This is a genomic window from Crenothrix sp., assembly GCF_043729335.1.
Lineage (GTDB): Bacteria > Pseudomonadota > Gammaproteobacteria > Methylococcales > Methylomonadaceae > Crenothrix.
This window is the reverse complement of sequence record NZ_JAYTLQ010000001.1, coordinates 105,467-119,824: the sequence shown is the minus strand read 5'-3', so window position 1 is coordinate 119,824 and position 14,358 is coordinate 105,467. Positions and strand designations below refer to the sequence as shown.

Annotated in this window: 15 protein-coding genes; 13 read left to right on the top strand and 2 right to left on the bottom strand. The window is 44.4% G+C overall.

Translation table 11 applies throughout. The features are described 5' to 3' along the window. The first annotated feature begins 374 nt into the window (after window positions 1-374). The 7 genes from zwf to ACHZC4_RS00555 all read left to right on the top strand — a co-directional run bounded on the left by zwf (window position 375) and on the right by ACHZC4_RS00555 (window position 6,929). A complete protein-coding gene (zwf, locus tag ACHZC4_RS00585) occupies window positions 375-1,844 on the top strand; it encodes a glucose-6-phosphate dehydrogenase (protein ID WP_394751799.1) in 1,470 nt (489 codons plus the stop codon). 40 nt (window positions 1,845-1,884) lie between these two features. After that, entirely contained in the window at window positions 1,885-2,091 is a 207-nt protein-coding gene (locus ACHZC4_RS00580; RefSeq protein ID WP_394751798.1) for a 2-oxoisovalerate dehydrogenase, read from the top strand. Beyond that, window positions 2,088-2,327, top strand: a complete 240-nt coding sequence (locus tag ACHZC4_RS00575; RefSeq protein WP_394751796.1) for a type II toxin-antitoxin system HicA family toxin — start codon at window positions 2,088-2,090, stop codon at window positions 2,325-2,327. The genes ACHZC4_RS00580 and ACHZC4_RS00575 overlap by 4 nt, the downstream gene beginning before the upstream one ends. A gap of 121 nt (window positions 2,328-2,448) precedes the next feature. Next, window positions 2,449-4,269: a phosphogluconate dehydratase gene (gene edd / locus ACHZC4_RS00570; protein ID WP_394751794.1), complete on the top strand. Its 1,821-nt coding sequence runs from the start codon at window positions 2,449-2,451 to the stop codon at window positions 4,267-4,269. A gap of 35 nt (window positions 4,270-4,304) precedes the next feature. Continuing rightward, a complete protein-coding gene (locus ACHZC4_RS00565; protein ID WP_394751793.1) occupies window positions 4,305-4,943 on the top strand; it encodes a bifunctional 4-hydroxy-2-oxoglutarate aldolase/2-dehydro-3-deoxy-phosphogluconate aldolase in 639 nt (212 codons plus the stop codon). Window positions 4,944-5,013: 70 nt separating this feature from the next. Beyond that, a complete protein-coding gene (gene gltA / locus ACHZC4_RS00560; protein ID WP_394751792.1) occupies window positions 5,014-6,306 on the top strand; it encodes a citrate synthase in 1,293 nt (430 codons plus the stop codon). A gap of 29 nt (window positions 6,307-6,335) precedes the next feature. Beyond that, entirely contained in the window at window positions 6,336-6,929 is a 594-nt protein-coding gene (locus ACHZC4_RS00555) for a Uma2 family endonuclease (RefSeq protein WP_394751790.1), read from the top strand. A 113-nt stretch (window positions 6,930-7,042) separates the two neighbouring features. Here ACHZC4_RS00555 and ACHZC4_RS00550 read toward each other — a convergent pair whose 3' ends face one another. Further along, window positions 7,043-7,369, bottom strand: a complete 327-nt coding sequence (locus tag ACHZC4_RS00550; RefSeq protein ID WP_394751789.1) for a YMGG-like glycine zipper-containing protein — start codon at window positions 7,367-7,369, stop codon at window positions 7,043-7,045. Window positions 7,370-7,548: 179 nt separating this feature from the next. Between ACHZC4_RS00550 and ACHZC4_RS00545 the strand changes: the two genes are divergently transcribed. The 6 genes from ACHZC4_RS00545 to ACHZC4_RS00520 all read left to right on the top strand — a co-directional run bounded on the left by ACHZC4_RS00545 (window position 7,549) and on the right by ACHZC4_RS00520 (window position 12,875). Continuing rightward, window positions 7,549-9,168 carry an NAD+ synthase gene (locus ACHZC4_RS00545; protein ID WP_394751788.1) on the top strand — a complete coding sequence of 540 codons (1,620 nt, stop codon included), beginning with the start codon at window positions 7,549-7,551 and terminating at the stop codon, window positions 9,166-9,168. Between the two features lie 88 nt (window positions 9,169-9,256). Beyond that, window positions 9,257-9,589, top strand: a complete 333-nt coding sequence (locus ACHZC4_RS00540; protein ID WP_394751787.1) for a DUF6883 domain-containing protein — start codon at window positions 9,257-9,259, stop codon at window positions 9,587-9,589. 2 nt (window positions 9,590-9,591) lie between these two features. Then, window positions 9,592-9,822, top strand: a complete 231-nt coding sequence (locus tag ACHZC4_RS00535; RefSeq protein WP_394751786.1) for a DUF4926 domain-containing protein — start codon at window positions 9,592-9,594, stop codon at window positions 9,820-9,822. Between the two features lie 50 nt (window positions 9,823-9,872). After that, the gene (locus ACHZC4_RS00530) at window positions 9,873-10,301 is read left to right on the top strand and encodes a DUF29 domain-containing protein (protein WP_394751785.1); all 429 of its coding nucleotides are present in this window, start codon (window positions 9,873-9,875) and stop codon (window positions 10,299-10,301) included. A gap of 448 nt (window positions 10,302-10,749) precedes the next feature. Continuing rightward, window positions 10,750-12,501: a M10 family metallopeptidase gene (locus tag ACHZC4_RS00525; protein WP_394751784.1), complete on the top strand. Its 1,752-nt coding sequence runs from the start codon at window positions 10,750-10,752 to the stop codon at window positions 12,499-12,501. 122 nt (window positions 12,502-12,623) lie between these two features. Continuing rightward, complete coding sequence (locus ACHZC4_RS00520) at window positions 12,624-12,875, top strand: acyl carrier protein (RefSeq protein ID WP_394751783.1); 252 nt, start codon at window positions 12,624-12,626, stop codon at window positions 12,873-12,875. Between the two features lie 153 nt (window positions 12,876-13,028). Here ACHZC4_RS00520 and ACHZC4_RS00515 read toward each other — a convergent pair whose 3' ends face one another. Then, window positions 13,029-14,072: an FAD:protein FMN transferase gene (locus ACHZC4_RS00515; protein WP_394751782.1), complete on the bottom strand. Its 1,044-nt coding sequence runs from the start codon at window positions 14,070-14,072 to the stop codon at window positions 13,029-13,031. Window positions 14,073-14,358: the final 286 nt, after the last annotated feature.

The following is a 14,358-nucleotide window of genomic DNA, read 5'->3' as shown; positions in this document are numbered from 1 at the left end:
CGTTCGTGGTGAGCTTGTCGAACCATGAGCGGCACACCGTACACCCTTCGACAAGCTCAGGCCGAACGGTGTGCCTTATTGAGTGTCCCGTCTTATGTGGATAGCCGGTTTTGCTAAGTGAACAGTGAGGTTAAGCAGGGATATTTGTTGTAGTTGCCTTATAACGCTAAAGCGTTAAACAGTATTTTAAACTGGCGTGGTGACGAATAGCTTACGCCATTTTACCCTGGGTGATCTGCTTGGCATGGAAACGTTTTAGCGCCTAGCGCTATAACATCGGCGGTGAAATTATGCGATAATAACACCCATAAAACATACGTCCTGCCACGATACTGCGTCGTTTATGACGTCCCCATTTCTGTATTAACACGCCTATGAAAGAGAAAAAAGTATTTAAGCCATGCGATTTGATTATTTATGGCGCATTGGGTGATTTGTCGCGCCGTAAGTTATTAGTTTCGTTGTACAGGCTTGAAAATGCCAACTTGCTTGAGCCTGATACCCGTATTGTCGGTGTCGATCGGCATGCAGGGGACAGGGCGGAATTTATTGCTATTGTGCAACAGAATTTGCAGGAATTTTTAAATGACAAAATTGAGGACGCTGTCTGGCAACGCTTTTCGGCGAGGTTGGCTTATTTAAAAATTGATCTAACCCAGCTGGATCAATATCAGCAGTTAAAAGCAGTGTTGGATTCCAAAGCGCGAGTCGCTGTTAATTACTTTGCGGTATCGCCGGTTTTGTTCAAAGATATTTGTAAGGGATTAAGCCACTCCGGTGTTTTGACGACAGAGTCGCGCATGGTGATGGAAAAGCCCATTGGCCACGACCTGCAATCCTGCAAAGAAATTAACGATGCCGTCGCCAAGGTGTTTTCCGAAGCGCAAGTGTTCCGCATAGACCATTATCTTGGCAAAGAGACCGTACTGAACCTGCTGGCGCTGCGTTTCGCCAATTCCATTTTTACCACTAACTGGGATCACAATACTATTGATCACATCCAGATTACTGTAGCGGAAGAAGTGGGCATTGAAGGTCGTTTCGAGTATTTCGATAAAACCGGCCAGTTACGTGATATGTTGCAAAATCACTTATTGCAGATTCTGACTTTTATAGCGATGGAACCTCCGGTTAATTTAGAGGCCAAAAGCATACGTAACGAAAAAATAAAAGTGTTGGAAGCGCTACGCCCTATTACCTTGAATAATGTTAATGAAAAGACCGTGCGCGGGCAGTATTCAGCAGGTTTTCTTAAAGGACGCGAAGTACCGGGCTATTTGGAAGAAGAGGGTGCTAATGTTAAAAGCACCACTGAAAGTTTTGTTGCATTACGGGTAGATATTGATAATTGGCGGTGGGCAGGTGTGCCATTTTACTTACGTACCGGCAAGCGCTTAACCCATAAACGCACGGAAATTGTCATTTATTTTAAGCAATTGCCGCACAATATTTTTAGTGATAGTTTTCGAGATTTGCCGCCTAATAAGCTGACTATTCATTTGCAGCCGAACGAAGGCGTGGATGTGCAAATATTGAACAAAGTGCCCGGCATTGATGAAAACATCAAGCTGCAAAAAACCAAACTGGATTTAAGTTTCTCCGAAGCCTTTAAAAAAAGCAGTATTTTTGGCGGTTATGAAAAATTGGTGTTAGAAGCGATGCGCGGTAATCCAGCGCTGTTTTTAAGCCGTGAAGAAATTGAACAGGCCTGGATATGGGTGGATTCTATTCAGGATGCGTGGCAGCATGTAAATGATACGCCCAAACAATATCAGGCAGGTAGCTGGGGGCCTGTGGCTTCAGTTGCATTGCTGGCCAGAGATGGTCGGGCTTGGGAAGAGTAGGGCTCCGAAACTACAGCTTATGTGTAAGGTAACAAATATCATGAACGAAATCATTTTTTTAGTTGAAGATGCGCCGGAAGGTGGTTTTATGGCAAGAGCTTTAGAAGTATCCATTTTCACGGACGCGGATAATTTAGATGATTTGCACTGCAAAGTGCGTGAGGCGGTAGATTGTCATTTTGAGTCTGATGATAAGCCGCGCATGATACGCCTACATTTTGTGCGGGACGAAGTCATCGCGGCATGAAGCTACCGCGAGATATTTCGGACCAGGAATTGGCGAGTAAGCTTACTGTGTTTGGCTATGAGATCACGCGTCAAAATGGCAGCCATATTCGCTTAACCACACCCCAAAATGGTGAACATCATATTACTATTCCACGGCATGATCCTCTAAAAGTTGGAACTCTTTCAGGCATAATGAACGATATTGCAAAACATCTTGATATAAGCCGTGAAGAATTAACCAATAAGCTGTTTTAAACAAGCAGAAGTTGGGCTTGAATAAATAAAGCCCAACTCTAACTTGAAGCTTTGAATGTTAAACTTCGCCACAGCTCTACCCAATGAAATACTTGTTGATTAATAGAATAGAGAAAACCCCATGCATCCCATAGTTGAAAAAGTAACCAATGATGTCATTGAGCGCAGCCATCCAACGCGCTCGGCATATATTAAGTACATAGATGATATCGCCAAAAAAGATCCCATCCGTTCCGGTATGGGCTGTGGCAACTTGGCGCATGGTTTTGCGGCGTGTAGTCCTGGTGAAAAAGCCGATTTAACGGGTAATAAAAAAGCCAATATTGGCATTATTACTTCGTATAACGACATGCTGTCCGCGCATCAGCCTTACAAAGATGCACCAGATCTCATCAAGGCTGCGATAAGAGAAGCAGGCGGCGTTGCTCAGGTTGCCGGCGGAGTGCCCGCCATGTGTGATGGCATCACCCAAGGCCAGCCGGGCATGGAATTGTCGCTATTCAGCCGTGATTTAATTGCCATGGCGACCGCTATCGGCATGAGCCATAATATGTTTGATGGCGCATTGTACTTGGGCGTATGCGATAAAATTGTGCCAGGCTTACTAATTGGTGCATTAAGTTTCGGGCATTTACCAGCAGTATTTGTACCCGCAGGGCCTATGCCTAGCGGTTTGACCAACAAAGAAAAAGCCCGTGCCCGTCAGGCGTATGCAGTTGGAAAAATTGGTCGTAAAGAATTACTGGAAGCGGAATCGGCCTCATACCACAGCCCAGGTACTTGCACATTTTACGGTACGGCGAACAGTAATCAGATGATGATGGAAATGATGGGCTTGCATTTGCCCGGCAGTTCTTTTGTCAATCCTTACACACCGTTGCGAGATGAATTAACTAAAGCTGCCGCGCGTCAGGTTTTAAAGTTTACTGCGTTGGGTGACGATTACCGCCCTATCGCACACATGGTTTCTGAAAAAGCCATTATTAATGCCGTGATTGGTTTATTGGCAACCGGTGGCTCTACCAACCACACCATGCACTTGGTTGCCATTGCGCGCGCTTCTGGCATTATCCTTAACTGGGATGATTTCGATAATTTGTCTCGCGCCGTGCCCTTGATTGCCAAAATCTACCCGAATGGTCCGGCCGACGTAAATCATTTTCACGCTGCTGGCGGTATGGGGGTATTGATTGCCGAGTTGTTAAGAAGCGGTTTGCTGCATGAAGATATATTAACCGTTGCTGATGGGCGGGGGATGAACAGTTATACCCAAGAACCAAAAATAATAGATGATGTATTGGCGTGGCATGCAGGCCCTGAAAAATCATTGGATAGCGCTGTGTTGAGCAGTGTTGAACAACCGTTTGCTAAAGGTGGCGGCTTGCATGTTATGCGCGGCAACTTGGGGCGCGGTGTTTCTAAATTATCCGCTGTTTCAGAGGATCATCAGATTGTTGAGGCGCCAGCGGTTGTTTTTGATGACCAGGAAGATTTTTTGGCCGCCTTTAAACGTGGTGAATTAGAGAAAGATTTTGTTGCCGTGCTGCGTTTTCAAGGGCCGCGTGCCAATGGCATGCCGGAGTTACACAAGTTGACGCCGCCTCTGGGCGTTTTGCAAGATAAGGGTTTTAAAGTGGCTTTGGTTACTGATGGCCGCATGTCCGGTGCATCGGGTAAAGTGCCTTCCGTTATCCATTTATGCCCTGAATGTGAAATGGGCGGGTCTTTGGCCAAGGTGCTGGCTGGTGATATTATCGCCTTAAATTTACAGACCGGCGATATTAACGTCAAAGTGGAGCAGGCTGAATTTGATGCGCGGGTGCCCTTGCCAAAATCTGCCAAGAACCATCATTACGGTATGGGGCGTGAAATGTTTGGCGGCTTTAGGCTGGGTGCTTCATCGGCGGAAACCGGTGCTTCCAATTTGTTTGCGGTCGATTAATTGCAACTTTTACCTCTTCAATACTGAGTAAGTTAATGAGTAATAACTGGAAAATTCAACCTAAAGATGTGTTAACCACTGGGCCTGTCATGCCGGTAATGGTCATCCAAAATATTGACGATGCCGTGCCGTTGGCAAAAGCTTTGGTTGCAGGCGGTATTCGCGTTTTGGAAATAACCCTTCGCACCCCAATAGCTTTGGAGGCTATCAAGCTAATCAGTGAACAAGTTGAAGGTGCTATTGTGGGTGCAGGTACAATCGCTACCCCAGAGCAGTTACGTGCGGCAGAGCAAGCTGGAGCCGTATTTGCCATTAGTCCCGGATTAACGCCAAAATTGCTCGAAGCGGCTTGTGCAGGTAACATAGCTTTAATTCCAGGTGTAGCCTCCTTGTCGGAGCTGATGCTGGGCATGGAATATGGCCTGGATCATTTTAAGTTTTTTCCGGCCGAAGCGGCGGGGGGTATACCTTTATTGAAATCGATTGCCGGGCCTTTTCCACACGCGACATTTTGTCCGACGGGGGGGATTTCAGTGGAAAATTATAAAGCGTATTTGCAGCTAAGCAATGTGGCTTGTGTGGGTGGCTCATGGTTAGCGCCTAGCGATGCTGTGAAGGCAAAAGACTGGGTACGGATTACTGAATTAGCACGGCAAGCTGTTCAGTTAATGTAGCGCAATGGGCATTTGATAGATCATAATGAGTTAAACGTAGCGTGTAAGGCGCTGAAATCGAGAGAAATCCATGACCAAATTAAGTAATGTTACCTTAAATAACGAGCAATCTGAGTCTCTCTGTGAGCTACCTGTGTTATCTGGGACTACCGGGCCGGATGTTATTGATGTACAGGCCTTGTACAAACACACGGGTATGTTTACTTACGATCCTGGCTTTACTTCCACGGCCAGTTGCCGCTCATCAATTACTTATATTGATGGCGAAGCCGGTGTGTTGTTGTATCGCGGTTATCCCATAGAGCAGCTGGCTGAAAAATGTACGTTTTTGGAGGTGTGTTACTTGTTGTTGGAAGCTGAGCTGCCTAATGCAGATCAGCTAAAGGAATTCGAAAAAGATGTTACTACGCATACCATGGTGCATGACCAGTTAACTAACTTTTTTAAAGGTTTTAGGCGTGATGCCCATCCTATGGCAATTATGGTCGGTGTGGTGGGGGCGCTGTCAGCGTTTTATCATGATTCTTTGGATATACATTCACCAAAGGATCGCTATATTAGCGCTATCCGCTTGATTGCCAAAGTCCCGACGATTGTGGCGATGTGTTACAAATACAGTGTCGGGTCGCCGTTTATGTACCCACAAAATAAATTAAAATACGTGGAAAACTTTTTGCGTATGATGCAAGCCACGCCATGTGATGAGTACGAGCCTAATCCGGTATTGGTGAGGGCGCTGGATAGAATTTTAATTTTGCATGCTGATCACGAGCAAAATGCCTCGACATCAACAGTACGATTAGCCGGTTCCAGTGGTGCCAATCCGTTTGCCTGTATTACCGCAGGGATTGCCTGTCTTTGGGGTTCGGCGCACGGTGGTGCTAACGAAGCCGCACTTAACATGCTGAAGGAAATCGGCGATATTTCTCAAATACCCACCTATATCGCCAAGGCCAAGGATAAAAACGATAGTTTCAGGTTGATGGGTTTTGGCCATCGAGTCTATAAAAATTACGATCCCCGCGCCAAACTAATGCGTGAAACCTGTCATGAGGTACTGACTGAACTGGGCTTGCATGATGATCCGTTGTTTAAGCTGGCGCTGGAATTGGAGCGTATCGCGCTTGAAGATGATTATTTTATAGCCAAAAAGTTGTACCCGAATGTCGATTTTTATTCCGGTATCGTGCTGCATGCGTTGGGTATTCCGAGCAATATGTTTACCGCTATTTTTGCCATGGGACGTACCGTGGGCTGGATTTCACATTGGGATGAGATGATTTCTGATCCTGAACAAAAAATTGGCCGCCCAAGACAGCTTTATACTGGGCAGACACGGCGTGATGTGCCGGAGCGTTGGTAATTTAACCGCTCATTTGGCAGGAACACGTCATGAACCCTGAACCAGAAATAGCGATGACCCAAGAAGCCTATTTTCAGTTGGAGGCGGCTTCGGATGTCAGGTACGAATTCATTGGTGGCCAGATTTATGCGATGGGAGGATCGGCATTAAACCATAACCGAATTGCCATGAATGTGGCGGTTGGGTTTAGTAATCATTTAAGGGGGACATCTTGCGAAACGTTTTCGGCCGACATGAAAGTGCAGGTTGGTAATGATTATGTATATCCTGATGTAGTAGTGGATTGCCATGCTACCGGCAATCTGCTGGTTTCCCCAATCATTATTGTTGAAGTGTTGTCAAAATCCACCCGCAAAAAAGACACTACCCAAAAACTGATCCGTTATATTAACCTGCCGTCTTTGCAAGAGTATGTTTTGGTTGAGCAAGATATTGTTTCTGTACAAGTGTTCAGGCGAATAAAGGCTTGGCAACCGGACTATTACTATTTAGGCGATTCCGTCACCTTTGATGCCATCGGGGTTACCTTGACGGTAGACAGTATTTATGAGCGTGTGGACAATACTGAGCTGAATGAGTTTAGGCAATTGCAACAAGGTGTGGTCGTTAAAAGTTCTGAATAGCTATGTCTTTTGAGCTCACGTATCCCCGATAAGGCCTAAATTGCAGGGTGGCACAATAGGTGTTAATCCTATTGCGGCTTTGGCAGTGATTGTAAATAAAGTTAAGTTTCGCGTTACTGGTTATAACCATTGTAATAAGGTTGGTTTTGATTCCAGCCCCCTTGTTGCTGTTGTTGCCTTCTTTGCTGCTGATGATCCACTATAGCGCCAACGCCCGCACCGAGAGCACCACCTACCAAAGCCCCCATACCTGCATTACCCAGATCGTTGCCACCAAAAGCTGTACCCACTGCTGCACCTGCTACAGCGCCAATACCGCCGCCTATAACCGCTTTGTTCATACCATTTAGCCCAAAGTTTTGGCCATAATTGGGGGTGTTCGATGCACAAGCTGTTATCAGGGAGCTAGCAATAGCAATTAACAAGATTCTTTTTATCATTTTTATGCCTCAGGTATTACAGTTTAAGAGAGTAAAATTTATAAGCACTTTAATAATGCTTAGCATTAAGAAATTTACTTTTACGGTTAAACTGTAACAAAACAAAACTTAACCCAAGCTGAAGCAAAAAATAATTCTGACCTGTTTTTTAACATTACCCTAACGCCCCCGTTTAACACATGACCCTAAAAATCGCCCTAGCCCAAACCAATTTCTTGGTCGGCAATATTGCCGCTAATGTTGATAACATTATTGCTGTATCAAACCATGCCCGCGATACCTTGGGCGCAGACCTCATCGTCTTCCCTGAGCTTTGTATTACCGGCTATCCTGCCGAAGACTTATTGTTACGCAAAGATTTTATCGATAGCGCCAATAATGCCATCTATCAATTGGCAGAACGGATTAACGGGATTGCGGTGGTAGTGGGTTATCCAGAAAGGGCAGGGGATAAGCTTTATAACAGTGCGGCAGTGTTACAAGATGGCGTGATGTTGGCTAATTACCGCAAACAAGCCCTGCCTAATTACGGCGTGTTTGATGAGCAGCGTTATTTTGTCGCAGGTAACCAGCCGTGTGTATTTGAGTTTAATGGCCTGTTTATTGGTTTAACGCTGTGCGAAGATGTCTGGCAAAGTGGCATTATTGCTGCCAACAAGCAGGCCGGTGCCGAGCTATTGTTAACCCTGAATGCCTCGCCATTTCATTCCGGAAAAATCTACCAACGTGAAAAAATTATTGGCGAGCAAATTAAAGCCGTGGGAATTCCACTGGTCTATGTCAATCAGGTGGGTGGGCAAGATGAGCTGATATTTGATGGCGCATCGTTTGTTATGGATGAATATGGAGAAGTGGTTTTTAGAGCCGCCGAGTTTACCGAGCAAATCAGCGTGGTGGAGTTTGAAGGTAATCAGCCATTAAAAACTACGTTAGCAGCGCCGTATACCAAAATTTCCAGCGACTATAACGCCTTGGTGTTGGGAGTGAGGGATTATGTACGGAAAAACGGCTTCCAGGGCGCTATCTTAGGTTTGTCGGGTGGCGTGGATTCGGCGCTGGTATTGGCATTGGCAGTCGATGCCTTGGGTACAGACAAGGTGGAAGCCGTGTTAATGCCATCGCGTTATACCCAAGATATGAGCAACGAAGATGCGGTATTACAAGCGGATGCGCTAGGGGTTAAATACCATGTTATCCCTATAGAACCAGCGGTAACTGCGTTCACCGGCATGTTGGCAGAGGTGTTTGCGGGTAGCGGCCGTGATACCACTGAGGAAAATATTCAGGCGCGGTGTCGTGGGGTGATTTTAATGGCCATGTCCAACAAACAGGGAAAATTGTTACTAACTACAGGTAACAAAAGCGAGATGAGCGTGGGTTATGCAACTTTATACGGCGATATGGCCGGTGGTTTTGCGCCCATTAAAGACGTGCCCAAGTTGTTGGTGTATCAATTGTCACGCTACCGTAACAGCGTATCGCCGGTGATACCGGAGCGGGTGCTGGTGCGTCCGCCATCTGCCGAGTTAGCACCCGACCAAAAAGACGAGGATTCCTTGCCGCCGTATGACATGCTTGATCCGATACTGGAACGTTATGTGGAACTGGATCAATCGGCTGAAGAAATTATTGCCGCTGGCTTTAGAGCGGATCATGTTGCCAGGGCGATTAATTTGGTGGACAGGAATGAATATAAGCGCCGTCAATCACCGCCAGGGATCAGAATTACACCGAGAGCGTTTGGACGGGATCGGCGTTTTCCGATTACCTCGGGGTATCGGGGATTTGATCTTGGTTAAGTATCTTCAACGTATAGTAAGTTCAACCACCAAGTGTCGTCGTAATAAGCAAGTTTGCACCACTATTTTTTAGCTGCAACAATGGAACATGATGTTACCCAATATTGACAAAGCCATCATACCACCAGAAAAGTTACGTGATTATTTGTTATCGCCGTCGCATCCTGTAGGTAAATTTAAAGCGGCGTACTTTCGAACACTTGGATATACAAGTGACAACTGGGAGCGATTGGAAGCAGATATCAGGATTATTCTTGATAACGAGGCAACAGCAAAAGAACACACAAAATATGGCCAAAAATTTGAGGTTAGAGGCTATATATCATCACCATCTGACCGAACTGTTCTGCTCGTGACGGCATGGATGCTACTTAATGACGAGAATATTCCACGGTTTATTACGGCCTATCCAGGAGATTGAAAATGAATATAAAACTTTTTGATACAGTGATTCTGAAAGCAGATATTCCGAATAAAGGCTTATGTGTAGGTGATATGGGGGCAGTGGTAGAGCTGTACGAACCTGATGGCTTGGAAATAGAGTTTGTGACAGGTTCGGGCAAAACTCAAGCGCTTGTTACATTAAACATAGCGGATGTTCGTCTTATTACTCATACAGATATTCTTGCAGTACGGTCATTGAATGCTGCGTGAGATGTGAATAATTCATCTGCAAGCGCGTTATTGTGTAAGTAGGGGCAAAAATGATTAACTACGAAAAAGATTTTTACAGTTGGACGATTGAGCAAGCCGAATTATTACGCAATGGCCGATTTAAAGATTTGGATATCGCCAATTTAATTGAGGAAATAGAAACAATGGGACGCAGCGAAAAGCGAGAGCTTGAAAGCCGGTTGACTATTTTGCTATTGCATCTTTTAAAATGGCAATATCAAGAAGTAAGGCGCGGAAGAAGTTGGCAATTGTCGATTGATGAACAACGCATTCAATTCAGTAAGGCCTTAAAAGATAATCCAGGCTTAAAATCCGTCTTAAATGATCTGTTAATAGACGCTTATAAACTCGCCGTTATCAAAGCGGCTAAAGAAACCAAAATCAGCAAAAGTATTTTTCCTGAAAGTTGCCCGTGGGAATTAGCGCAGCTTATAGATGAAAGCTTTTATCCTGATTAAATTTTTGTATGCGTTCACCCCCCCCCTTTTTCAAAGAGGGGGACTGAATGAGCGCTCGTAGTGTAGTGCTAACAGGCAAGTTGATTTCGTGCTGTGAGTTCCCTCAAGTTTTATTTAGTCATTTTAACGGCCGTCTTGCCGTCTTGTGATTACATATTTGTCGATATGTGCCCTGTGCTGCGCCCCCAATCTTATCGACACTTAATGGTGTGATCGGTAAAAAATTGTCATAGAAACTTGACGATTTTTTGATATATTCCTGTGCGTATGTTTTTTTGCTTGTAATAACAGTGTGTTATTTATTGGCATGATTGCTGCTTTATTTATATTGTCCGAGGTTTTGAAAAGTCATTAGCTAAGCAATTTTTTAGGAAACTCTTTAGGGAACCAAAAAATAAGCCATGAAATTCAAAACCCTTAATTGGTTAATATGAATGGCAGGTACGCTATGACGACAATAACGCAAGAAAGCACTTATAAATTAAGACCCATTAGCGTGTCAGAGCTGGGTGTGACGCAATATTCGGGAGATATTAAAATTGATGCGTTGTTAGATACAGGAGCGAACTGGAATTTTGTTTTGCCTGCGCATAACACCTTATACTATAGCTTTAGTATCCAATCAGGAATATCCAGTTCCGCACCTGCGCCGTTAGGTAGTTTTAATGCAGCGCAGATGATTGCCGCCCGCAGCATAATGGATTACGCCGCCAAAATTACCGGTATCCATTTTGTTGAAACCACCAATGGCAATGCCGCTGATTTCCATTTTGCCACCAGCAATCTTCCTGGAAACTCGGTAGCCGGTTTATGCCAAGCTGCATACTCTTATTCGTATAACAATAATAATACCGTTGTTAGCTACCAAGCCGATGCGTATATTTATCTCGATAATGCAGAATTTGCCTACGAAAATAATAAACCCAATATTGGCACTGGAGGCTACGAAACCTTATTGCATGAAGTAGGGCATGGTTTGGGCTTAAAACATTCTTTTGAAGGCCTCTACACATTGCCTGCAACTCAGGACAATACTAAAAATACCCTCATGTCTTACTATGCACTGGGCGCTCCTAAAGCCACCTTTCAACCGTATGATTTAGCCGCGTTAAAATGGATGTATGGTGGCGATGGTCTGGCGGGTAAAGGTCATTATTTAGCAAATGCCGCTCCTACCGCAAATGCCCAAAAGATCAGTTTGCAAGAAGACCACGTTTACACCTTTAAGGTAGGTTCGTTTGGTTTTAGAGATAGCAATGCAGGTGATAGTTTGCAGGAAATACAAATTTCCAGTCTTCCTAAAAATGGCGTACTTAAGTTCAATAATATGCCTGTTAAAGATGGCCAAATCATTAACGCATCCACATTAAATCATGGCGATTTGACCTTTGTTCCCGCCGCAAACGCGCATGGCCATGATTACGCTAAATTTACTTTTAAAGTGAGCGATGGCATGGAATTTTCAAACGCAGCCTACAAAATGACGATTGCTGTTGCTTCGGTTAGTGATGATTTGAATCTTAAAGGCAGTGCCGCTAACGATAAACTTGTCGGCGATCTTATTGACGTTAACAGCAACGATAACTTGTCTGGCTTATCGGGTAATGATACGTTGCTGGGCTTAGGCGGTAACGATACTTTGTTGGGTGGTAAGGGTAATGACATTCTTGGTGGCGGTGAAGGCCGGGATATAGTGGTCGGCGGTTTGGGTAAAGATAGTTACGATTTGACTGAAACGGTCGCCGCTACTGATACCGTACGCATTGCCACTGGGGATAGCCCAGTTAATGGCTTTGACGAAGTGCATGCTTTCAAACTAGGTGCTGGCAGCGCATCTATTATCGGTGTTGATAAATTAGATTTGTTCAGTAAGCATATTGCAGCTGACGTGATGCAAGCAGATGGCAAAGATGCAGGTCTGATTCAAAGTCATCATGTTACTAATGGTTTGATTAGCTTTGATAACAGTGATAACTATACCGGCGCTATGGTCATTACTAAAGCTGATTTCAATAGTGTTGTTGATTACCTGCAAGCCAATATCACCAGTGCTGGGGATACCGTTGTATTTAATGCAGAAGACAACGCTTATGTTTTTCAAGAAAATGGCAGTCACGATACTTTGGTAGAATTGGTAGGTGATACTGTGAATGGATTGAGTGTTACAGGGACGGGTACTGGTGCAGTATGGTTGGTTTAGTGTGCGATTTTGCTTAATATCCTTTAGAACGCTTACAGAGACTAAATTAAAATATTGACAATATTTTTCAAAGTAATGGATAGTGTCGTCATCTACTTTTAATTTTCCAGGATATTGAGCCCGTGTTTGATGATGTTAAAAATGTTTTAAGTTCAGTTTTGCAATCTCCCGATACTATTGATCATTTGACGATGGACTCGCCATTGTTAGGCGCTATTCCTGAAATGGATTCTATGGCGGTTGTTTCTATATTGACTGCACTTGAAGAACACTACGGTTTTATTGTCGAAGATGATGAGATTGATGCCGCAGTTTTTGAGACGGTAGGCGCATTAGTGAGATTTGTTGAGCATAAGGTCGGCGCATTATCATAAATGCCGATTGATATACCAGCCGTTATGGTTTTGTAACGGCTGATCATAGGTTTTCATTAGGGTTATGGGACAATCAAGTTGCAAAATGGAGCGCAGGATGGTTTCAGCATCTCTCCATCCTGTTTATCGTATTTAGCTGGCGGGGTGTAAGGGCTATTTGATTGAAACCTGCTCCAGTTTGGCCAAGCCATCACTAGAAAATTCATTAAATTCTTCGCCTTGTTGTTCAATGAATAACGCGGCAATGCCTGCTTTATTGGCTGCTTTTATGCCTTCATCTTTGCCAAGGCACAATAAGGCTGTAGACCACGCATCTGCCAATGTTGGGTCGGTGTGCAGTACGGATACTGATACGGTGGTGTGGGTAACAGGTTTGCCGGTGCGCGCATCCAGAATGTGACTGTAACGTTTACCGTCAACATCAAAATAATGCCGATACGTGCCAGAAGTCATAATGGCTAGGGGTGTGGTGCGCTGGATGGTAATGATTTTATGCAAAGTGCGCTCACCCGATAATGGCTTTTCCAGGGCAATACGCCAAGGTTGCCCCTCCGGCTTTTGTCCGCGCGTCTGTAATTCGCCGCCTATTTCTACCATATAATCTTTAATGCCTTGTTGTTCCAATAAGCTGGTAATGCGGCTAACGCTATAACCTTGACCAATGGAAGACAAATCGACTTTTAAATCGGGATTGTGCTTGCGTAAATGATTGGCATCCAGATGTTCTAACTGCCCAAGGCCAACGTTGTTCATAGCCGCTTTAATCGTCGCCTCAGTCGGTGGAGATAATGCTTCTTTAGTGAAACCCCATAATTCGAATAACGGCTTAATGGTCAGGTCGTAACAGCCATTACTGGCAATACTCACCGCTCGAGCTTGTTCAATTAAACTGACAATTTCGGTATCTACGGTTTGGGGCTGGTCGCTGAGCATAGCGTTAAATTGCTCAATAGCGGAATCGGGCCTGTAATTGGATAATTGTTTGTCAATGCGAGCGAATTCAACTTCAATATTTTTAGCCGTCGCCTTCAGATCAATTTTTTTGGGGCTCCAAAAACTGATGTGATAAGTTGTGCCTTGAGCATTGCCACTTAATTTTTGGATGTCTTTGGACTTTACACAGCTAACGGTAGTTAGCATTAACACCACAAGGCCCAGTAAATTAAAGGAGTATTTATTAAAAATTGTCGTTTTCATGCCACTAAATCGTAGTTTAAGGGTTGCGTTAATTTTTGCGATAACGATTATCGCCTAAAAACTGCAAATAACGGTATTGTTTCAGCCGCTGTTGCGTTATGTAATTATGGATATGTCCGCGCTGTAAATGACAACGAAAGGCACCGGTTTAGGTGTCAAAAAAAACCACAAATAATGTGCTCTAGATGTTTACAGACAATCCGTAATTTTTACAGCTTGACAGATAAAACAGCGTTATGAGATGCTTAAAACATTGTGCATGTGTAAGTGATGTTGTGACTGTCAT